Annotated in this window: 18 protein-coding genes; 13 read left to right on the top strand and 5 right to left on the bottom strand. The window is 52.9% G+C overall.

Features of this window, described 5'->3' with window-relative positions:
• Nucleotides 1-73 precede the first annotated feature (73 nt).
• Both LUQ43_RS03590 and LUQ43_RS03585 read right to left on the bottom strand, forming a co-directional pair.
• Entirely contained in the window at nucleotides 74-925 is an 852-nt protein-coding gene (locus tag LUQ43_RS03590; protein WP_299963887.1) for a DUF3821 domain-containing protein, read from the bottom strand.
• A gap of 95 nt (nucleotides 926-1020) precedes the next feature.
• A complete protein-coding gene (locus tag LUQ43_RS03585) occupies nucleotides 1021-2082 on the bottom strand; it encodes a hypothetical protein (protein ID WP_299963885.1) in 1062 nt (353 codons plus the stop codon).
• A gap of 355 nt (nucleotides 2083-2437) precedes the next feature.
• Between LUQ43_RS03585 and LUQ43_RS03580 the strand changes: the two genes are divergently transcribed.
• The 3 genes from LUQ43_RS03580 (at nucleotide 2438) to LUQ43_RS03570 (ending at nucleotide 6506) form a co-directional block, all read left to right on the top strand.
• On the top strand, nucleotides 2438-4891 hold the full coding sequence (locus LUQ43_RS03580) for an MASE3 domain-containing protein (RefSeq protein ID WP_299963882.1): 2454 nt from the start codon (nucleotides 2438-2440) through the stop codon (nucleotides 4889-4891).
• Nucleotides 4888-5268 carry a response regulator gene (locus LUQ43_RS03575; RefSeq protein ID WP_299963879.1) on the top strand — a complete coding sequence of 127 codons (381 nt, stop codon included), beginning with the start codon at nucleotides 4888-4890 and terminating at the stop codon, nucleotides 5266-5268. The genes LUQ43_RS03580 and LUQ43_RS03575 overlap by 4 nt, the downstream gene beginning before the upstream one ends.
• A 332-nt stretch (nucleotides 5269-5600) precedes the next feature.
• Nucleotides 5601-6506: a 4Fe-4S binding protein gene (locus LUQ43_RS03570; protein WP_299963876.1), complete on the top strand. Its 906-nt coding sequence runs from the start codon at nucleotides 5601-5603 to the stop codon at nucleotides 6504-6506.
• A gap of 106 nt (nucleotides 6507-6612) precedes the next feature.
• Here LUQ43_RS03570 and LUQ43_RS03565 read toward each other — a convergent pair whose 3' ends face one another.
• A complete protein-coding gene (locus LUQ43_RS03565; RefSeq protein ID WP_299963874.1) occupies nucleotides 6613-7524 on the bottom strand; it encodes an ATP-binding protein in 912 nt (303 codons plus the stop codon).
• 282 nt (nucleotides 7525-7806) lie between these two features.
• On the opposite strand from LUQ43_RS03565, the gene LUQ43_RS03560 reads away from it, so the two are divergent.
• The gene (locus LUQ43_RS03560; protein WP_299963872.1) at nucleotides 7807-8643 is read left to right on the top strand and encodes a hypothetical protein; all 837 of its coding nucleotides are present in this window, start codon (nucleotides 7807-7809) and stop codon (nucleotides 8641-8643) included.
• Nucleotides 8644-8746: 103 nt separating this feature from the next.
• Here LUQ43_RS03560 and LUQ43_RS03555 read toward each other — a convergent pair whose 3' ends face one another.
• Nucleotides 8747-9349: a TetR/AcrR family transcriptional regulator gene (locus tag LUQ43_RS03555; protein ID WP_299963870.1), complete on the bottom strand. Its 603-nt coding sequence runs from the start codon at nucleotides 9347-9349 to the stop codon at nucleotides 8747-8749.
• Between the two features lie 153 nt (nucleotides 9350-9502).
• On the opposite strand from LUQ43_RS03555, the gene LUQ43_RS03550 reads away from it, so the two are divergent.
• From LUQ43_RS03550 to LUQ43_RS03520, 7 genes are all read left to right on the top strand, one after another.
• On the top strand, nucleotides 9503-10840 hold the full coding sequence (locus LUQ43_RS03550; RefSeq protein ID WP_299963868.1) for an S-layer protein: 1338 nt from the start codon (nucleotides 9503-9505) through the stop codon (nucleotides 10838-10840).
• Nucleotides 10830-12044, top strand: a complete 1215-nt coding sequence (locus tag LUQ43_RS03545; protein WP_299963865.1) for an FtsX-like permease family protein — start codon at nucleotides 10830-10832, stop codon at nucleotides 12042-12044. Before LUQ43_RS03550 ends, LUQ43_RS03545 begins: the two co-directional genes overlap by 11 nt.
• A 2-nt stretch (nucleotides 12045-12046) precedes the next feature.
• On the top strand, nucleotides 12047-12766 hold the full coding sequence (locus LUQ43_RS03540) for an ABC transporter ATP-binding protein (protein ID WP_299963863.1): 720 nt from the start codon (nucleotides 12047-12049) through the stop codon (nucleotides 12764-12766).
• A gap of 173 nt (nucleotides 12767-12939) precedes the next feature.
• Complete coding sequence (locus tag LUQ43_RS03535; RefSeq protein ID WP_299963860.1) at nucleotides 12940-15153, top strand: PAS domain S-box protein; 2214 nt, start codon at nucleotides 12940-12942, stop codon at nucleotides 15151-15153.
• Nucleotides 15154-15365: 212 nt separating this feature from the next.
• The gene (locus LUQ43_RS03530) at nucleotides 15366-15926 is read left to right on the top strand and encodes a manganese efflux pump MntP family protein (protein WP_299963857.1); all 561 of its coding nucleotides are present in this window, start codon (nucleotides 15366-15368) and stop codon (nucleotides 15924-15926) included.
• A 155-nt stretch (nucleotides 15927-16081) separates the two neighbouring features.
• A complete protein-coding gene (locus tag LUQ43_RS03525) occupies nucleotides 16082-16624 on the top strand; it encodes a shikimate kinase (protein WP_299963855.1) in 543 nt (180 codons plus the stop codon).
• Between the two features lie 89 nt (nucleotides 16625-16713).
• A complete protein-coding gene (locus LUQ43_RS03520) occupies nucleotides 16714-17385 on the top strand; it encodes a PEGA domain-containing protein (RefSeq protein WP_299963852.1) in 672 nt (223 codons plus the stop codon).
• 43 nt (nucleotides 17386-17428) lie between these two features.
• Here the strand turns inward: LUQ43_RS03520 and LUQ43_RS03515 are convergent, their stop codons facing one another.
• Entirely contained in the window at nucleotides 17429-17569 is a 141-nt protein-coding gene (locus LUQ43_RS03515) for a hypothetical protein (protein WP_299963850.1), read from the bottom strand.
• A gap of 89 nt (nucleotides 17570-17658) precedes the next feature.
• Between LUQ43_RS03515 and LUQ43_RS03510 the strand changes: the two genes are divergently transcribed.
• Both LUQ43_RS03510 and LUQ43_RS03505 read left to right on the top strand, forming a co-directional pair.
• Nucleotides 17659-18678 (top strand): hypothetical protein, encoded by a 1020-nt coding sequence (locus LUQ43_RS03510; protein WP_299963847.1) that lies wholly within the window; start codon nucleotides 17659-17661, stop codon nucleotides 18676-18678.
• Between the two features lie 61 nt (nucleotides 18679-18739).
• The gene (locus tag LUQ43_RS03505) at nucleotides 18740-20842 is read left to right on the top strand and encodes a CHASE4 domain-containing protein (RefSeq protein WP_363318476.1); all 2103 of its coding nucleotides are present in this window, start codon (nucleotides 18740-18742) and stop codon (nucleotides 20840-20842) included.
• Nucleotides 20843-20960: the final 118 nt, after the last annotated feature.

Below are 20960 nucleotides of genomic sequence, written 5' to 3'. Positions count from 1 at the left end.
ATGCTTGTTGTTATCCTGTCAACTGGGATCTTCGGGCTGCCGTATCCACATGTCCGATAAGAATAATCTCGGGTCAGGATCCTGTTCTGTTCGTTCCTGACCGGGAGTTAAGTACCGGCATCCAGACAATGAAGGCGACCTTATCCGTGGTTCCGACGTACCAGGGTCCTTCAAAATCCAGAAAGTCATCGGGGTTTACAGAAAAATTTCCCGAATCATGAATGATTCGTTGTACATCGGGTGTGGAATTCCCTGCGTTTCGGCCATTTTTATACCATGAGATAACCTGCCCGGAAGAAACCCCGGCACTCACGTCCAGGCAACGTTCACCAAGGAATATATCCCCACCGGCCGGGACAGAGAACCGGTTACTATCGCATGATTGTGTCTGGATAGGAGTGATTGTGGTGACCGGGGTATTCCGGTAACCGGAGAGATCCGGTTCCGTTTCATTCCCCCCGCATTCCACAGCCTCACCGGACCTGCCTGCGTCGTTAAGCGTAATACACTTCACGTGCCAGATTTCCGCATCCCCGGGACTGATCAGGAGAGCCCGGTCATAGTTCCGGACTGCCTCATCGTAGCGTTTCATATTGTGAAGGGCAACCCCTTTTGCCACCCATGCCTCGGAAAAATTCGTATCGATTGCAAGAGCAGCGTCAAAAAATTCAAGCGATTCATTGTAGCGGGCATACTGTGTCGAGTACGCCAGTCCTTTGATGAACAGCTCTTTTGCTTCGGGAGACGTTGTTGAAATCCCGTCACTGCTGAATGAGATCGCCAGTGCCGATCCGCCGTACTGTATCTGCGGTTCGCCCGGGGTAGCGGGGGGTGGACCGGTCACCGTGAGATTCGTGTCCCGGGTAACGCATCCGGCCAGCAGGAGAAAAACGATAAGGATACCGTCAAAAAAGATCCGTCTCATAAAGGGAATATCAGGATTTTTGGACCATTATATCTTACTAAATAATTTTTCTGGTTTCATGGAACGGATCGATGGGGTGAACGGTTATCCTGAACTCACTGTCGTGGACTCATCCCGGGGATTACCCGGACGGTTACCGGGGAATAATCGCCACCCCCGGTGGGCGTCCTCAGCTGGACGCTGTAACAATAATCCCCTGGCATGGCTGAATGATCAACAGAAAACGACAGTGTTGCGATGTAGTTTGCAAAACTTCTGGCCGTGAACAGGTCAGGCTTCACGCTTTCGTGGATTCCAGCCGGTTTTTTGGGGAGTTCGTCCGGGCGCAGCGGCCCATGATCCGGCTTGCAGGGATAGGTTGTCAGGTTTACCGACACCATGCCCGTATCGCGTTCGCCGGTCTGGATGAGAAACGGCACAGAACCGGATCCTCCCTGGGGAATTACAATGAGGTCCTGGCAGTTCCCTCCCATCCCATGGAAGAAATGCCAGAGACCAGCACCGGCCATGGTCGAACCATCATCCACGTCTACCCGGATCCAGTCGTCGGCTACGGCATCCGGTGACCCGTCCACATCAGCATGGAGGTACAGCCAGATATTATGCGGATGGGAATCGGGTTGCAGATGTACGGTCACGGTTGAATTATACGTTCCCCCCGGTTGTACTGTGAAACTATCCGGTTCGATCGACACCGTGAAATTAGGGGGCAGGGGACGAGGGCTCGTTTCGTACAACCCATCGACCCGGAAGATTCGGTACTTCACCGTTCCCGGGTTCATCTGACGTGCGTAGAACGTATAGGTGACAGATCCGGACGGCTCACTGACAGGGAACCGGGTTGTTCCGTTGTACCCGATCAAGGATATCAGGAACGGGCTCCCGTGAAAACCGCCGACCGGGTGCGTGAGCAGGCTAAGAGTACAGTTCGTGCAACCAGGCTGGAGCGCCGGGCTGATTGTTCCGGCATCAAAAGCGGTCGTTCCGGTATCGGCCCGATCGCACTGGATTTCCAAATTTTCCGTTGGGTTGTGCGAGATCTCCGGTATATCGGTACTCAGTTCCGTTACGGTCCGGTTTGCCGGCTCGCTGGTCGTGCAGCCCGAAAGCAGCGGGAGCACGAGAAGAATGAAGATCGTTCCTGCGAGAATATACATTGGTGAAATTTTCATGGCGGATGGCGAATCTGAATATTTTTTATTGGGAATTATATTTTTATAAATGTTCTTATTTTTATTTTTGGTACAAATGAGACGTTACTTCCCTATCGATGTTGCCAGATCTCTGCCAAGTATTATGGGAAGTCTCCGCCTTCGCTCATAATTTACCGGTACCTGGCCCGGAGCCCGGGTACCGGGCACTCCCTGTCGGCAGAATGACAAAAGGATTATGAATTTCAAAAAGACCGCAGGAAAGAACATCATTCATTCCCGGTTCAGCCCGGACAAATCGATCATTTAAAGCCAGCACCTGTCATATCCGGATTGCATCAGCACCCGCGGTACAACAAAAATGACTCCCCAACCGGACTCTTCCGTCTCCCAGCCATCCGGCACCCCGACCGGCACTGTCGGAATCGATCTCCGCGAATACCTCATCCCGCTTGTTGTCGTGATCTTTGTCACCGTATTCCTCTGGCTCATCAGCCTCTACAACTTCGCACTCTATCACACAACCGTCGAGTTCACCACCATCGCCATCTCGGTTGCAATCTTCCTTCTTGTCTGGAAATCGCGGAAGATCATCGACAATAATTACCTCCTCTTCATTGGCGTCGCCTTCGTCTTCATCGCGATCCTCGACTACCTCCATACACTCGTGTACCAGGGTGTCGGGATATTTCCTGACGGGGGAGGAACGCTCTCGACCCGGTTCTGGATTGCGGCCCGGTACATGCAGGCCATCACGCTCCTTGTCGCCCCGCTCTTCATCCGCAGGAATCTCCGCCTCGATCTCGTAGCGATCGTCTACCTTGTGGCAGATATCATCATCATCAGTTCGATCTTTGTTTTCAGGGTCTTTCCCGCAACCTACATCGAGGGCCTGGGTCTCACACCGTTCAAGATAGTCAGCGAATACGTCATCTCTCTTCTCCTGATCGCATCGGTCGTTCTCCTTTACCGGAACCGGGACGCATTCGATCGGCAGGTGCTGAACAATCTTGCGATCGCCATCTTCCTGACCATTGCTGCTGAACTGACCTTCACGGAATATGCAAGTTTCGTCGACGTCTTCAGCCTGCTCGGCCACGTGTTCCGGCTGCTGTCGTTCTATTTCTTCTACCGTGCCATCATCGAAGTCGGCCAGGAAAAACCCTACAATCTCCTGTACCATAACCTGACCGAGAGCGAGAAGAAATACCGGGCGCTCTCCGAACTCTCGCCGGATGCGATCATTGTTACCCGGGACGGTCTTATCCGTTACGTAAACGGGGCCGGTCTCCTCATGTTCGAAGGATCCGGTACAGATTCTATCATCGGTAAGGATTTCATGGACTTTATCGATCCTGACGATCGGGCCGTCTCCGCGATCCGGATTACCTCTGTGCAGGAAGAGATGGGAAACGCCCCGCTTCGGGAACTACGGGTGATTGCCGGAGGAAAGTCCATAATGGCCGAGGCCACTGAAGGGCCGATCAGCTGGGACGGGAAGGACGCCGTACAGATCGTGATCCGTGACATCACGAAGCGCAAGATTGTGGAAGAGGAGAACCTCCGTGCCCGGGAAGAGTGGGAGCGGACCTTCGATACGGTTCCCGACCTGATCGCGATTCTCGATACGAACCACCGGATCATCAGGGCAAACAAGGCAATTGCCGACCGGCTCGGAACCCTGCCGGAGAAATGCATCGGGAATCTCTGCTACGAGACCGTTCACGGCACATCGGTCCCGCCGGAGTTCTGCCCGCATGCAAAGACCTGTACTGACGGGAAGCAGCACATCTGCGAGATGGACGAGCCCGCCCTTGGCGGAACCTTCATCGTGAGCACGACCCCGCTCTCCGGCCCGGAGGGGAACCTGATCGGCACGGTCCATGTTGCACACGACATCACGGACCGCAAGAGAGCCGAGGCGGAACTGCTGGAGAAGAACCGGGCCCTCAATACGGCAAACGAGGAACTCTTTGAGATCCATGAAAAACTGAAGGCAACGAATGAAGATCTTGTCGCGAATGAACACCTGCTGGTGGTCAGGAATGAAGAACTGACATCTCTCAACGAAGAACTTACTGCAGCGCAGGAGGAACTGCACCGGCATGTCGGCGAACTGAACCGGAGAGAGGAGGAATTGCGGCAGAACGAGTCCCGGCTGAAAGATGCCCTGGCGGAAAAAGAGATCCTGCTCTCCGAGATCCACCATCGGGTCAAGAACAACCTGACTGCATTCATCTCGCTCCTGAGCCTTGACGGTACGTACGAGAAGACCGATGCCGGCCAGGCGCTCAGGAAAGATCTCCAGAACCGGGCCCGGAGCATGGCCCTGATCCACGAGACCCTGTACCGGACCGGCAGGTTCTCGAGCGTGGATATGGATGTCTACCTCACGACCCTGATCGGCCAGGTTGCCGGATCGTACGCTGGAAATATCCCTGTCAGGACCCTTGTCGATGCCAAAGGCGTGGTTCTCGATCTTGCCCGGGCCACAACGGCCGGCCTGATCATCAACGAGCTGGTGACCAATTCGTTCAAGTATGCGTTCCCGCCGGGATTTGATTGCATGGCCGTACGGAAGGAACCCTGCACGGTCCGGGTCATGCTCGCCCGCGAAGAAGGGACCTATTGTCTCAGGGTGTCGGATAACGGCTGCGGAATGTCTCCGAAGATCGATATCGCTTCCACCAGATCGCTGGGCCTCAAGCTGGTGAACTTCCTTGCCCGCCACCAGCTCCGGGCGGATATTGAAATCAGTACTGAACAGGGTACGGAATTTATTTTCCGGCTGCACACTATCAATGAGGATACATGACCGGCGAAACGATCCTGATTGTGGAGGATGAGGGCCTTATCGCTCTCCACCTGACTGAATTGCTGGAAAACGCCGGCTACAACATCGCCGGCCCGGCATATTCCGGCGAGAGGGTGCTCCGGGATATCGCATCCGCACCGCTTCCCGACCTGATCCTGATGGATATCGCCCTTGCCGGATCGCTCGACGGGATCGAGACCGCACGGCAGATTCGCTCGAAGTACCCGATCCCGGTTATTTTCCTTTCCGCGTATTCAAACCAGAACCGGATTGACGAGGCACATGCCGTCTCGCCGTTCGGATATCTTACGAAACCGGTGATGCAGGACGACCTGCTTGCAGCGATCCGCGGGGCGCTGGATCGGACAGCTGCCTGAGACGGGTCCAGTGTTTTTAATCCGGATTCCCGGGTGAATTTTACTTCGTAGTATCATCCGGAACTCTTTTCCCATTTCGTCATGTCAAAAACGGGAACCTGGTGAAACGATTATTCCAGAAAATCTTGCATAGGTATCAAATCCGGCAAAGACCGGTTTCAGTTACCTTGATACGGAGACCTGCACCAGCCCGGCCAGTACCGTGCCGGCCGGGCCTTTTTGTAGAGTTCTAAAAAAAACCGGAAAAAAATCCCGGGATCTGACAGTGACAAGGGTGCCCCGTCCGCAAGATTGATTGCCAGCCCGGCGCATAACGAACGCGGGAAGATGCTATGAAACGGAAGATCATCAGTATCGATGAAACAAAATGCACGGGCTGCGGCCAGTGTATCCCGGACTGCCCGGAGGGTGCACTCCAGCTGATTGATGGAAAGGCCCGGCTGGTGAGTGATCTTTTCTGCGACGGTCTCGGGGCCTGTATCGGTACCTGCCCTGAAGGGGCAATCGAAGTTATCGAGCGGGAAGCGGCGCCGTACGACGAGAAGACCGTCATGGAAACGATTGTGAAGCAGGGAGCACCGGTCATCAAAGCACATCTCGAACATCTTGGAGGTCATGGCCAGACAGCGTACTATAATGAAGCGATCGAGTTTCTTATCGAGAACAATGTTCCCATACCCGACCATAAGCCACCGGAGAGACAGAAACCGGTACCGTTCGGGACCCGTTCGGCCCGGATATCCCCGGCACCGGTCTGTCATGCCGGACCGCATGAACCCAACCCGTTTGCCGGATGCCCGGGATCATCTGCTCGGAGTATCCCACGGGAAAGCCACCCTGCGGGTCCCCGCCAGCCTTCCGGCACCGGCCCGTCCGAACTCCGGCAATGGCCGGTCCAGCTTGCGCTCGTGAATCCCTCGGCCCCGTACTTTGATAATGCCGATCTGCTCATCTCCGCGGACTGTGTCCCGTTCGCGTATCCCGGGTTCCATGCTGAGTTCCTGAAAGGCCGGATTCTGATCATCTTCTGCCCGAAACTTGACAAGGACATCGAAGGATATATCGAAAAACTTGCTGCGATCTTTTCAGGGCACACCATCCGGTCGATCACAATTCTCCGTATGGAAGTCCCCTGCTGCGGGGGAGTCCGGTATATTGTGGAAAAAGCGCTTGCAAAGGCCAGAGTAACGATTCCGCTTACGGAAAAAATAGTAACCATCGAAGGAACAACCCAATGATCGGGACGCATCATCCCCATTTCCAGGGACCCGCTGGAATTCCTGCACGGGCCAGGAATAATATACCGTAAAAATATGCAGTAAAAAAGATTGTATCGGCCCGGTATCAGAGATTCCTGAACACTTCTTTTGGTACGTTGATCTCGAATTTTGCGCCTTCACCTGGCGTACCGGTTTCAAAGATGGAGATCCCGGTGACGCCAAGGGTCTCCCGGATCAGGAAGAGGCCGTACCCGGCATGCTTGCGGCTGCCCCATTCCTTGGGAAAGAGACCGCCCTTGAGTTCCTGTGATATGCCGACGCCGTCGTCTTCGCAGACAATGGTGAGCCGGTCATCCACTTTCTTCCGGTAAATACGGATCTTCGAGAGTTTGCTTCCGCCGTATTTCATTGAATTGCTGATCATATAGTAGAAGACTTTCTCAAGGAGCGGGTCGGCATAGACTTCCACATCATGGATGTCCATCTCGAAACTGACATTGCCGAGATCCAGTCCGACCTTTGCCCGCATGACCGCATCGGCAAGATTCTGCCATGCAGGCGGCATAGCCCCGATATCCTGGTACTCCTTGGTGAACTTGATCTGCCTGCGGATACGGTTTATTGACTCTTCGACCCGGATGATCTCCGGTGTCCTGTCGGCATGTTCGAGATCCTTGTGAAGCTGGGTCACTTCGTTGAGCATATCATACCGGGTAATATTGTTGAGAAACATGAGTTTGGCATTGACCCGGTCCATCTGGGTCCGTGTCGCAATGATCTCACCGGACACCTGCGTCAGCTCATTCCATCTCCGGTATACAATGAAAATAAAACCAAGGATAAGGAAAATAACCGCAATGATGAGGGCACTTGCGTACTGTGCAGCGGAGGTTTCAAGGACACTGAGCAGTACCCCGGTCAGGTTCATAAAATAGGCCGCAATATACACGATCACCGCAAGGATAGCAACAAGGAGAATATCCTGGAGGACCCGGAAATGCGGTGATTGCGTCTTTTTTACGGAATCATCACTCATACTGGTATATCCTCCTGTCAAGGATTATCAACTTTGTCAATATTTCCTGCCGTTAAGAGGGAAACACGGCATTTCCCTGCGGGAATTTTTCCCATCACGCTGTTTTCCAGGCCATTAACCGTCCATGAAAAGTCGCATACCTTGAACTCACAGGTTCAATGATCGGAATTTCCGGTACATATATTTCCCGGGCTGCATGAATTCAATTTATACCCTGATATGGATAGTGAGGAGGCAGGACAACTGACTATAACCAGTTGCCGGATACGGAGGAAATAATCCATGAAAATACTTACACGACCTGTCATGGTGCTGATGGCACTCTGGTGCATTGCCGTTATGCTTGTACCATTTACCGTAGCCCAGGAACAGGGGCAGGCTGGAATGCAGGGTGCCGCAGGAGCCGGCCACACAACCGGGGGACAGGGAAGCATGAACCAGATGTCCGCCCCGCCATCCGGTAATTCCGGAGCATCCGGTTCTCAGTCCGGGACCAGCGGACAGAACAGTGGAAACACCGGACAGATGCAGACGCCGCCATCCGGAACCAGGGGAAACACGACTGCTTTTGGTGGCCCGGGCAATGGCCAGAACGGCGGCAACATGACTGCCCCCGGCAGGATGGGAGGAGATGGCATGCAGGGCAATGGGAACATGACACCGCCGGACTTCCAAAACCAGACCGGCAACATGACACCGCCAGCTATGATGGACGGATCGGGCATGCATGAAGTCGGGAATATGACCCCGATGAATTTCATGAACCAGACCGGCAATATGACTCCACCGGACATGATGGACGGGTCAGGCATGCATGAAGTCGGAAATATGACCCCGATGAATTTCATGAACCAGACCGGCAATATGACTCCACCGGACAGGATGGATGGGTCAGGCATGCATGAAGTCGGGAACACGACACCCCCGGAACCACGCGGAGAGACCGCAGGCAACACCACTGCACAGGCAATGGGACCGGGTTTCGGGCAGGGTGACAGGAACCAGACACAGACTTCCGGGGATCAGGTTGTCCCGATGCAGACCCAGCAGCAATCAAAGGAGGATGTCATTGCCAGCCTGATAAGCCAGCTCCAGGCATTGTTGTCCGGAAAGAAGTAAGGGAACGAGACCATCGATATGAATCTCTGTTCCCGATGACCGGGAAAGAGAACCATCTTTTTTTATTTTGTTTCTTCATGGGATGAATACGCAAAAGCGGTCTTTACTGCCTGACAGAATCAATCCCCAGGATTCGCTCAGCTGACTCGACCCAGACACGTTTTGATGTTGCACCGTCTTTTCTCATCATATGCGTGGTAAGAGCTAGTCCGATGGTCATACAGTAAATGGCCCGGGCAGCATCATCGAGATTTGTATCTTCCGGGATCTGCCCGTTCTTCTGGTACCGGGCAATTTTACTCACGAAAAAAGCGATGTTCTCTTCATAAAGGACAGAAATTTTTTCCACAAACACAGGATCTTTGGGAATATTTGCCATTGCCTGGATGAAAACCGGAAGGAACGATTTTGGATGCAGGAAGATATCATTGCCCAGGTGATCGAGCGCTGCATGGATGTCATCTTTATCCAACAGGGTCACAATGGCATGGTCCCGCATCATGGTGATCATCGCAATGATCACATCCTGCATCAGGGTCATACTGTTTGGAAAGTATGAATAGAACGCCCCTTTGGTGACGCCGACTTTCTGGGCGATTGATTCGAGCGTCAGGCCTCCCCATCCATCATCTACCGCGACTTCGACCGCTGCGTCAATGATCTTTTTCTTTGCATCCTTGCGGTAATCCGCATTGATCCGTGGCATATTCCTGTATCTCCTTATACCGGATGTCTATATTCACCTTGCGTTTACAAAATAAATAGTTGTTCAGTAAACTAAACATAAGTTTATTTAATTGAACGAATGTACACTTTGCAGGGACATGAAACCCACACAAGCCCGGAAATTCCGGAGGAAATGGCGATTCACGTGGAAGAAAAAGGACAGCAGGGATTCAGGCAGCGCAAGGGGAACACCGGAACAGCAGCAGGACGGAAACGATCGTTGACCCGGGTATTTTTTACCATTGTTCTCCTGCTCCCGTTCATCATCATATCGTCATCAGCAAGTGACCTGGGGGAGAGCACCACCAATCCAACGGTCATTATCACGAACTATGAAGTGACACCGGCTGTGCTCCTGCCCGGGGACATGGGAACCATAACGCTTACCATCAAGAATACCGCGGAAAGTGCTTCGGTAAAAGAGAACACCGGCATTGTCTCGGGCGGAACGTTCGCCTCAACAAAGAGTTCCGATATTAACATCTTTATCGAGAACGTCCACCTTGAAGAGAATGGCATCGAGGTTCTGACCGGCGACTTCGACCGGCTCGGAGAGTTAGGGCCCGGCCAGTCAGTCCCGGTCACGTTTATCATACGTGCCCCGTCAAAGAACGGTATTTATTTCCCGGAAGCATGGATCGATGTCAAGGACGGGCGGAGCACCCGGTACCCGCTCACGGTCAACGTGAACACCGATATCTCAACCCAGAAGAAACCGTCACTCTCCGTAACGCAGGAACTGCCGGACCGGGTTGCACCCGGAGAGGACGGTACCGCAACGATCATCATTGAAAATACCGGACTGACCCGGGCAAGCGATATTTCGCTGGTGGCAAATTCTACGGTAAAGTCACTCGTTCTCACGAGTTCCGGCCGGTATTATGCGGAACATCTTGAACCCGGGGAGAACATGACGTTCGACATGAACATAGCCACGGACAAGAATACGCCCCTCGGTATCGACCCGGTCGTGCTCTCCATCACGTACCATAATCCAGATGGGACTCCGGAAAAGCAGACCGAGATCATTGGTATACCGGTCAAAGGCCGGGCTGAAATTGCCGTATCGTCAGTTACTACCGACCCCGTACGACCGATCCCGGGATCACCGTTCACGCTCATCATCCGCGTGGAAAATACCGGCACAGACCAGGCCTCGTCGGTCCGGGCCATTCTCGACAGCTCATTCACCGGCACAAAAACAGCCTTCATCGGTTCTGTTGACAAGGACAGCGATGCCCCGGCCATCTTCTACCTTCAAGCAACAAAAGACGGATCAGTACCGGTCAACGTGACGATCAGTTACACCGATGATTTCGGTTCCCACATGGTCAGCGAACAGGCATCGGTCATGACATCACCATCATCCGGACTGCTCCCGGTTGCGGCTGCGGTCCTGCTCGTTGCGATCCTGGCCGGAGCTGCCTACTGGTACTTCCGGATCCGACCGGGGAAGGCACATGCAGAATAACGGGGGATATGGCGTCTCGCTCTATCTTGCCGTGCGGGCGATCCGGCGCGGCAACCGGGGCACCCTCGCGCTCACCATCCTTATCATTGCGCTCGTGGTCGTGCTGATGAACTTCCTAGCCATGATTATCGGGGGAGTCGTTACCATTTACAACCAACAGATGATTGATTTCCAGTACGGTCACGTGACCATCGAACCAAAGGACAAAGAGACGTTTATTGCCAATGCCGATGGTCTCGTCAGGCAGCTGCAGCGGGTGCCGGGTGTGACAGGTGTTTCGGCCCGTGTCAGTACCGGGACCACCCTTACGAACACAAAGAACGGGAAGTTCCAGACAAAGTCGTTGACGGCGTTCGATCCCAAGGATGAGAAGGGCGTGACCCTCTACCAGCAGAAAATCATCGAAGGCGATTATCTCTCGCCCGGTGATACCGACCAGATCCTGATCGGGTCACTCCTGGCTGGCAACGAGGACGAGTCGCTGGACAAGATGCCCTCGTTAGGGGGCGTAAAAGTGGGCGACCGTATTGAGGTAGCGTACGGTAACGGGGTAGTGAAGAGTTACCGGGTGAAGGGCATCTACGAGACCGAGGGCGCATTGATCGACTCCGGCGCATTTGTCACACGAAACGAGATGGATTCCGTCATGCACACGGAAGGCATCGCTACCGAGATCCTGGTGCGGGGCACGTCATCAGAAGACGCCAGCCAGCTCAAGTACACGATCATGGATTATGGTGTGGAGGAGAAGGTGAAGACCTGGAACGAAAAGGGGAAGGGAATTTTAGGCGACGTAATCTCCAGTATCTCACTCATCAATACGATTATGACGTTTGTCAGTCTCGTAGTCGCAAGTGTCGTGGTCTTCATTATCACCTTCATCAACATCATCAACCGGAAGAAACAGATTGCAATCCTCAAAGCAATCGGCATTAAAAAGAAAGTGATTATCGGCAGTTATATGCTCCAGGTGATCTTCCTCTGTACCTGCGGCATGATCACCGGGATCCTGATCCTGAACGCGATCTGCATGGTCCTGACAGTCAACCAGCTCCGTTTCCCGATGGGCTACATTACACCCATGATTAATTACAGCGGTGTCGTCACGAGTATCCTTCTGCTCTATGCGGTTTCGCTCGTCTCGGGCTACCTCCCGGCCCGGCAGGTCGTAAACGAGGAGATTCTCGATGCGATGAGGGGATAACGATGATTAACGTTGCTGACCTGAAGAAGATCTATCTGCTCGGGAACGTCGAAGTTGCAGCACTCCGGGGGGTCTCCCTGGATATCCGGAAAGGAGAGTTCGTCGGGATCATGGGACCCTCGGGAAGCGGGAAGTCCACGCTCCTCCACCAGGTGGGACTCCTCGACACGCCATCTTCCGGCCACATCCTGATCAATGGCACCGATGTCTCGCAGCTGGATGACGAAACCCGTACCCGTTTCCGTCTCCTGCACCTCGGGTATGTCTTTCAGGATTATGCGCTGGTATCCGAGCTGACGGTAAAGGAGAACGTGGCAATCCCGGCGATTATGCAAGGCAAGCCGCTGGCAGAATGTTACGCTGCTGCAACTGCGGTGCTGGAGAAGGTGGGACTGGAAAGACGGCTGGACCATCTCGTCTTCGAACTCTCCGGTGGTGAGCAGCAGAGAGTATCCATCGCCCGGGCACTCGTGAACCGGCCCGCGATCGTCTTTGCGGATGAGCCCTGCGCAAATCTCGATACAGAGAACTCACGGACGGTGCTGGAACTCTTCCGGGCCGTGAACCGGGATCTCGGGCAAACGGTGGTGATGGTCTCGCACGAACCGTGGCACAGGGAGTACTTCGACCGGATTATTTTTATCCGGGACGGAATGATGGACCTGGAACGGATTGCATACGAAGGAAAACATGAAGGTCTTCCACGACAGGAGACCTGCTGACCCTTTTTTATCCGGAAGTAAACAGATTATAGTGGGAAGCGTTACTGAACCTGATTTGCATATCGCCCTTATGGTCTGCCTTGCGAACCTTATGGTCATGAATCGGGGATCCGGTTAACCATATCTATAAACGAGCCGGCATCCCATTGCCCGGTATACCCCCGTAAGGAGGCATGTCCGTGCAGTTCCTCATCAACCCAGACACGCTCGTAAATTTTATTCTCTGTGTCCTGATTGTGGTAATTTGTATCATCGGATATCTCAGGATCCATACGATAACACCCCTTGTCATCGGAGCCGGATTTTTCCTGTTCGGCATTTCGCATGTCGCAACGCTCCTTGACCGGGGTACTTCCCTGGAACCAATGGTTACTTTTTTACGGGTGATCGGATATATCGCAATCTGTAGCGGAATGTACCTGGTCATCCGGGAGATCATCCTCCGGATTAAGACAGAGAATGAGCTTACGGCTGAACGGCTCGGGCTTGAGCAGCGCGTTAACGAACGGACTAAAGAACTTCAGGAATCCAACAGGGTTCTGATCGCGTCTGATGAGAAACTACGCGAGAGTGAGAAGAAATACCGCACGCTTTTTGAAAATATGCTTGAAGGGGTTGCGTACTGCCGGTTGATCTATGATGCGACGGGCCGTCCGTCCGGCTGGATATATCTTGAGGTCAATGATGCATTCCGGCGAATCACCGGCATCGAGGATATTACGGGTAAACGAATGCTTGAAGCAATGCCGGATATTCGCGAACAGATCCCGGAACTCCTTGATTGGTACGAGCGCGTTGTATCAACAGGTACTCCCGAAGCAGTTGAGACGGAATTCCCGTCATTGAAGACATGGCTGAAAATCTCGGTATTCAGCCCGGAAAAAGAGCATTTTGTTCTGGTAATCTGGGATATCACCAAACGCAAACAGGCAGAACGCGCACAGCAGGAAACAAGCCGGCACCTTGCCGATATTATCGATTTCCTGCCTGATCCGACCTTTGTCGTTGATATAACCGGGGAAGTAATTGCATGGAATCATGCCATGGAAACGATGAGCGGAATCCCGGCAGGGGATATACTGGGCAAGGGAACCGGGTCTACGGTTACGTGGATACGGAATTACCCCGGACCTCTCCTCATCGATTATACCCTGCGCCAGGATATAGAGGGAATAAAATCTGCCTTCCCCAATGCCCGTTTCGAGGGAAATGTGACACGGATCATGATGACGGTTACCCGGGTCGACCAGGTACAGTTCTCCCTCTGGGTAAGTGCAACTCCCTTAATAGACAGTAACGGAACCGTTACCGGTGCTATCGAATCCCTCCGGGATGTTACTCACCTTAAAATGATTGAACGGGAACTGCGGGAATCGAATACCTATCTCGATGCGATCATCAACACCATCGCCGATCCGGTATTTATCAAAAACCGGAGGCAGCGCTATGTCACCGTAAATGACCGGTTCTGCCAGTACATCGGGCATACGAGAGAAGAGTTGATCGGCAGGACTGGGTATGACTTTTTCGCAGAAGATGAAGCAGTGGTCTTCCAGATAACCGATGAAAATGTATTCCTGACCGGCGTGGAGAATGAGATTGAAGAGAATATTACCGATTCCCAGGGGAAAACCTATACGGTCAGCACCAAGAAATCCCGGTATATCAATGCGGCCGGGGAGGAATTCATCGTCGGGATCATCAGGGATATCACGAAGCGGAAAGAGACCGAACTGGCATTGCAGCAAGCGCTGGAAAAACTGGGCATGCTCTCCTCCATTACGCGTCATGATATCCTCAACCAGCTCACAGGATTGCGTGGCTATCTCGGGCTCGCGATGAAACAGGAAAAAGACTCTGAAATTATCAGATTCTTACAAAAAGCAGATGAATCCGGAGACGCGATCCGCGAACAACTGGAATTCGCCCGGGATTATGAGGATCTCGGGATCCAGGCACCCCGGTGGCAGGATGTTGCAGCAGTATTCCGGTCTGCCGTCTCCCAGCTTCCGCTTGATGGAATAGATATCGATACCGGGGTGTCCGGACTTTTTATCCATGCAGATCCGCTGATTGGAAAAGTGTTCTATACGCTCCTCGAGAACACCTGTCGCCACGGGGGAGCTGTAACGTCAATCAGCTTGTCCAACGAAGAGACCCCGGCCGGGCTTGTTCTCACGTACCGTGACAACGGAACCGGTATCGCTGCTGAAGATAAAAGCAGGCTCTTTACGAGAGGATTCGGGAAACATACCGGCCTTGGCCTGTTCCTTTCCCGCGAGATCCTGGCGATCACCAGCATGACAATTTCCGAAAGCGGTGAGCCGGGCAAAGGAGTACAGTTCGAGATCTCAGTGCCGGTTGGAGCATACCGGTTTGTCCCATGAGTATCAAATCCCCGTTGTCTCCGGAATGAATCTCCCTCCTCCCGGTAAAATGCCCGGAGAGCTCGCCCGGAGATAATCCGGCAATTCTGGACTTGTCAACACCTGCGGCGAACATACTCAAAATTTCCGGAATTTCCCGACAACTTTTCTTCAGTAAAATATCCTCGTTAGAAAATTATTATCGCACCTGACCGTTAATAATAATGAGATTCATGGATCTCATTACTCCCATCCTTATCGGCATCGGACTCTCCATGGACTGTTTTGCGGTCTCTCTTGCTGTCGGCACAACAACGAAATCAAAACTCCTGTATACCGCGCTCATCATCGCACTCTGTTTCGGGATATTCCAGGCGGGCATGACCCTGCTCGGGTGGGCGCTTGGCACCGGGTTCACCGGATTTATTGCCGGGTTCGATCACTGGCTGGCATTTCTCCTGCTCGCAATCATCGGTGCAAAAATGATTCATGAAGGGTTTGAAACCAGCGACGAGGAGACGATCAGCACGCTTCAGTTCGTTCCGGTGATGGTCCTTTCACTTGCCACGAGTATCGATGCACTCGCAGTCGGCATATCGTTCGCATTTCTCCAGGTGAGCATTCTTGTGCCCGCCCTTATCATCGGAATCGTCGCATGCATAATCTCATTTGGCGGGGTGATGTCGGGTATGCAGCTCAAATCCCTGCTCGGAAACCGGATCGAGATCGTGGGAGGACTCATCCTCATCGCCATAGGGCTGAATATTCTCTTCACGCATCTTACCGTCAGTTAATTTTTAATTTTCATACATGAACCGGGAGACTTTTCCCGGGGTCCGGTAAATAACCGGCAACACCCGGTTTATCCATGAACCGGGATTCGGGCTGATTGAAGAAACAGCGTTTATACTTCAAAAACCAGACATGAATTCCTGAGACACGCAAAACCATGAACAATATCATTCTTATCGGGCTCCCCGGTGCTGGCAAGAGCACTATGGGGGTTATTCTTGCAAAAACCCTGGGCATGAAATATACCGATACGGATATTGTAATACAGGAGACTACCGGACGACTCCTGCAGGAGATCATTGACACCGATGGAACGGATACGTTCCTTGAGATTGAAGAGAGAACGATCCTGGCCCTGGACTGCCATAATACGATTATTGCCACCGGCGGCAGTGCTGTTTTCAGCAGGAAAGCAATGGAGCACCTGAAATCCGGGGGATGTATCATTTACCTGAAGATCTCCTTTGACGAGATGATCGAACGGCTCAGCAACATCAGGACCCGGGGAATTGTCTTGCATAATGGAGAAAGTCTCTCTGAAATGTATAACGAGAGAATCCCGCTGTATGAACGATATGCGGACATAGCCATCGATTGTTCCGGGAATCATTTTGAGGCGGCTGTCGAAAACGTTCTTGAGGCAGTCTCCCGGCCCGGGCACTCGTGCGTAACCGGATTCCCGGCCGGAAATCAGGATTAACTGGATATAGGGGCACTGCCAGTTGTTGCTTATCCAATCCACACGGCACAAAGGATATACACCAGAAGATCCTCCACAGATGATCAATCATGCGCCAGAAAATCCTCCTGCTCCGGAGCCTTGCCCTTATTCTTCTCGTGCTGGGTATCGCCGCTGCAGGATGCAGCAGTCCCGCCCCGTTGCAGGAGACCGGGTCGATCATGATCATATCCACCCCACCCGGCGGGGAGATCTATCTCGACAATGAATATCACGGCACTACGCCGGCCACTATCACCGGGATCCCGACCGGCAACCACACCATCGAGATCCGGAAAACAGGATACAATACCTGGTCTGCACCGGTGACCTCTTCAAAAGGAAGCAATGAAACCTTCGCAGCCCTGCTGACAAGCGTGCCTGCCACACTGCCGGTCACCTTTGCGACGACAATGATTCCCTCCGGGGAAAAAGATCTCCCACAGATCCATGTTGACGGGTACTGGACGTACCCGCAGGGAAGGAGCAGTACTTCCAACCCGGTACCGCTGATCGTGCACACTGAAGCATTCAATGTCGGGTCAGCCGGCGCACGTGAAGTAACCGTATCAGCAAATTTCTATTACACAGGACGAATGATATGCTGGAACACCCTGTATCTCGGGACACTGGATGCTGGGGGGCATGTCAGTACGGACAGTGAAGTCTCGTGCTCACTGCCATCATCGCTTACCGGTTCGGACCTGGAAATCCGGTTCGAAAACCTGGTCGTGACCCCATAAAAACGAGATGTGCCGGCTATAGGCGGGCACCCGTGTGAACCGGCTAGGGGGTTATCGTTCTTGTGAACCCGCACCGCTTGCAGCGATAACTGCCGTCAGGTTTCAGTACGATATTGGGATCCTGGCATCGTTCACAGACCGGGCGATCCTGTTTTACCCGTGTTGCCTGAGGTTGTTTTTCCATGGGAAGTACTACCGGGTTCACGCTATAAAGAAGTATCCGGGGAGTACCCTCAAGCCTTATGCCCCATCCCGTCCAATGCCTGACAATCAATGTCGTTCGAACCATTGCAGGAAACTGCCATCGATCCCGAAGACCGGGACTATCTCTCGTATAACTGGGGAGGTCTTCCCTGGTCCCCGTGGATCCCATTCAGTGCCGATAAACACGCTTTCCATGAGATCCCTCGTGAACCCGGGTTGTACCGGATAAAACCGGTTTGCGGGGATTACCTCATGTACGTGGGCGAGACCAGCCGGGCCCTGTACCAGCGGTTGCAGGATCTCCGGATCGAACTCCGGAACTGTAACCAGATGCCATGGACCGATCCCCATGCAGAAGCCCCTGCACTCTGGGCCTGGCAGGACGCCGCAGGATTGAAGGAGCCGGGTACTTCACCGGATCCTGAAGTGAACGATCCCCGGGATGATGCAGATTCCGGGGAATCAATCCCCTCTCAGGAATACGAAGGACCGGTCAGGGCACTTCAGTTTGAATGTTCCGCCGCACCGCTCGATGCATCGACAGGCGGGCGAAAGGGAATGGAAAGTTTCCTGCTCTATAAGTATCGGCAGGAGCGTGGCGAATCCACGCTCTGCAACTTCGGGCGGTTTCACCCGCGATATCGGAAATCCACGACCCGCAAGGAGGGACGGCGGGGCGGGAAACTTGCCGGCGACCAGAAAGACAACCCGGCCGGGTGGCCAAGCATAACTCCGTTGGAGATCGGGGGAAAACCGGGCGACAGCGACTGGATGGGGCTTGAGTGGGCGGACTATATGCCGGTAGATGTGGAACATATCGAGGGTATTGCACCCGGAGCCGGTCTTTACCTGCTCATGGATGCCGGGTCACGGGAGATCCTGTATATCGGCCAGTCCGCAGATCTCAAAAAGAGTCTGTTCAATTCCTGCCGTAAATCAGGGGATGACCGGAACCTGAAATTTTCTTACCAGATCATCGGGCAGTCTGTTCTTCCGCACAATCTCAAAGAGCTGGAGAATGATCTTATCGGGAATTTCTTTGAGCTGTTCCGGAAAGTGCCTGAATTCCAGTTTCGTGGCGGTAAATAATTGAAAGGGTTCATTACGCATCAAATCAACCGTAACAAAAGATGTTTACCAGACGATTCTCATGAAACTTCAGGAAAAATCTTTTTTGGTTATCATCTGCATGCTCATTGCAGTTTTTTTTACGGCAGGTATTTTTTATTCTACCATCATTCTTGCCAGTTACACCTCTCTTGAAGAACAATATATCCGGCAGGATCTCGATCAGGCAGTCAATAAATACCAGGATGAGATCGGGTCCCTGTCGCTTACCGCATCTGACTGGGGTCCCTGGGATGAGACAGTTTATTTTGTGAACGGAAATGCTCCGGATTACATCTCCTCCAATCTCCATTCCTTTGGTTACGAGAACCTCGACCTGAACCTCATTGTCATAACCAATACCCGGGGAGAAATACTCTATTCTGGGGCATATGATATTCAGAAGCATTCAATGGTTCCCGTCCCGTCGTTCTTTTCAGGGACTTTGGATCCCCGTAATCCCCTGATGAACATGTCGGATCCCCATTATGTAACTACCGGAATTCTGATGCTACCGGAGGATCCCATGCTAGTGGTATCGCAACCGATCGTCTATTCGAATTTTTCCGGTAGGCCGCAGGGTGTCGTGATTATGGGACGGTATATCAGCCAGGTAGAGACCTCCCGGCTCACAAAACTCACGAGACTCACGCTCACCTTCAAAAGGATTGAAGACCGGTCAGTATCCCCGGATATTATTTCTCGTCTTCGGCAGTACTCCGGGACCTCCCCCGGCATCATCATTCCACTGAACAACGATGAAGTTGCCGGATATTCTCTTATCAGGGATATTTACGGAAATGATGCACTCATCCTTGAAATTACCGAGCCCCGCGATATCTACCACCAGGGAATAACTACCACGCTGCAGTTTATCCTCCTCATTCTTGCGGCATGCCTGGTCCTGGGCCTTGGAATAATTTTCCTGATGGATCATGCAGTACTGGGAAGGATCCGGTCCCTGGCAGACCAGGTGAGTACGATCGGCCGGTCGGGCAAAAGCAGGGATCCGGTGAAGATTGATGGCGACGATGAACTGACGGGACTTGCGCTGGAAATAAACCGGATGCTCGGGACAATCCGGGAGACCCATGACGGTCTGATGCAGAGCGAAGCACGATTCCATGAGCTCGCAGATCTTCTGCCCCAGATCATCTATGAAGCAGATAACCAGGGCAACCTGAAATACACGAATCGCATTGCATTTGCAAATTTCGGGTATACGGAAGAAGAATTCCAGCAAGGCCTTACCATCCAGCAGATGATTGTTCCCGAGGATCGTGAACGGGCCTCTGCCTTGTTCCGTATCATGAGCGAAGGAAAGGACAGGAGCCAGAATGGAAAAATTCCTAACGAGTTTCTGGCCGTGCGCAAAGATGGCAGTACGTTCCCGGTCTCAATCTATTCGTCACCGGTTGTTGAAAATGGAACTATTACCGGGCTCCGGGGAATCCTCGTTGATATTACGGAGCGCAAGAAAGCGGAAGATGCCCTCCGGGTTGCAAACCGCCAGCTCAGCCTGCTGACGGGTATCACACGGCACGATATCAACAACCAGATGACGGTCGTGCGCGGATATACCTCTCTGCTGGAAATGACGCAGAAGGATACGATTTCGGCCGAATATTTCAGGAAGATCAATGCTTCCCTTGACCGGATCTCTGCCATGATCCAGTTCACCAAGGAATATGAATCGATTGGGAGCCAGGCACCGCTCTGGCAGGACTGCCATGCGCTGGTAGAGTCTTCGAGATTCCTTGTTTCTCCCGGCACAATTGCCATAAAAAATGATATCCCGGCAGGCTCGGAGGTATTTGCCGATCCCTTGATTGCCAAAGTCTTTTACAACTTGGTAGATAATGCCATCCGGCATGGCGGAACGATCACGAGTATCCGGTTTGGTGTGCAGGAATCCGGGGATTCCCTGCTGATCCTGTGTGAGGATAACGGAATAGGAATACCAGCCAATGAGAAAAAAAGGATATTTGAACGGGGTTTTGGGAAAAACACCGGCCTTGGACTCTTCCTTGCGCAGGAGATTCTCAGCATAACCGGTATTACCATCCGGGAGACCGGGGAACCGGGAAAAGGTGCGCGGTTTGAGATGGTGGTGCCATGGGAGAACTGGCGAAAACCGGAACTATGAGAGTCTAATAATCCCTTGTCCTGGATAAGAGATGGAATGCCATGAAACCGGGTATCCGGGTTCCATATCAGAAATATCGGACTGCCAGGGTCGGGTACACGGTATGAACCATGCGGGA

It is taken from the genome of Methanoregula sp., assembly GCF_028679125.1.
Classification (GTDB): domain Archaea; phylum Halobacteriota; class Methanomicrobia; order Methanomicrobiales; family Methanospirillaceae; genus Methanoregula.
Note: the sequence above shows the minus strand (reverse complement) of the source record. Positions and strands in the feature narration are given on the sequence as shown.

Bases quoted from the DNA above. Each gene is read 5' to 3' on its own strand.
- LUQ43_RS03565 (WP_299963874.1), bottom strand. From the start codon at position 7,524: ATGAGTGATGATTCCGTAAAAAAGACGCAATCACCGCATTTCCGGGTC.
- LUQ43_RS03555 (WP_299963870.1), bottom strand. From the start codon at position 9,349: ATGCCACGGATCAATGCGGATTACCGCAAGGATGCAAAGAAAAAGATC.
- LUQ43_RS03505 (WP_363318476.1), top strand. From the start codon at position 18,740: ATGAAACTTCAGGAAAAATCTTTTTTGGTTATCATCTGCATGCTCATT.
- LUQ43_RS03515 (WP_299963850.1), bottom strand. From the start codon at position 17,569: ATGGAAAAACAACCTCAGGCAACACGGGTAAAACAGGATCGCCCGGTC.
- LUQ43_RS03560 (WP_299963872.1), top strand. From the start codon at position 7,807: ATGAAAATACTTACACGACCTGTCATGGTGCTGATGGCACTCTGGTGC.
- LUQ43_RS03550 (WP_299963868.1), top strand. From the start codon at position 9,503: ATGGCGATTCACGTGGAAGAAAAAGGACAGCAGGGATTCAGGCAGCGC.
- LUQ43_RS03570 (WP_299963876.1), top strand. From the start codon at position 5,601: ATGAAACGGAAGATCATCAGTATCGATGAAACAAAATGCACGGGCTGC.
- LUQ43_RS03545 (WP_299963865.1), top strand. From the start codon at position 10,830: ATGCAGAATAACGGGGGATATGGCGTCTCGCTCTATCTTGCCGTGCGG.
- LUQ43_RS03580 (WP_299963882.1), top strand. From the start codon at position 2,438: ATGACTCCCCAACCGGACTCTTCCGTCTCCCAGCCATCCGGCACCCCG.
- LUQ43_RS03525 (WP_299963855.1), top strand. From the start codon at position 16,082: ATGAACAATATCATTCTTATCGGGCTCCCCGGTGCTGGCAAGAGCACT.
- LUQ43_RS03530 (WP_299963857.1), top strand. From the start codon at position 15,366: ATGGATCTCATTACTCCCATCCTTATCGGCATCGGACTCTCCATGGAC.
- LUQ43_RS03585 (WP_299963885.1), bottom strand. From the start codon at position 2,082: ATGTATATTCTCGCAGGAACGATCTTCATTCTTCTCGTGCTCCCGCTG.
- LUQ43_RS03575 (WP_299963879.1), top strand. From the start codon at position 4,888: ATGACCGGCGAAACGATCCTGATTGTGGAGGATGAGGGCCTTATCGCT.
- LUQ43_RS03590 (WP_299963887.1), bottom strand. From the start codon at position 925: ATGAGACGGATCTTTTTTGACGGTATCCTTATCGTTTTTCTCCTGCTG.
- LUQ43_RS03535 (WP_299963860.1), top strand. From the start codon at position 12,940: ATGTCCGTGCAGTTCCTCATCAACCCAGACACGCTCGTAAATTTTATT.
- LUQ43_RS03520 (WP_299963852.1), top strand. From the start codon at position 16,714: ATGCGCCAGAAAATCCTCCTGCTCCGGAGCCTTGCCCTTATTCTTCTC.
- LUQ43_RS03540 (WP_299963863.1), top strand. From the start codon at position 12,047: ATGATTAACGTTGCTGACCTGAAGAAGATCTATCTGCTCGGGAACGTC.
- LUQ43_RS03510 (WP_299963847.1), top strand. From the start codon at position 17,659: ATGTCGTTCGAACCATTGCAGGAAACTGCCATCGATCCCGAAGACCGG.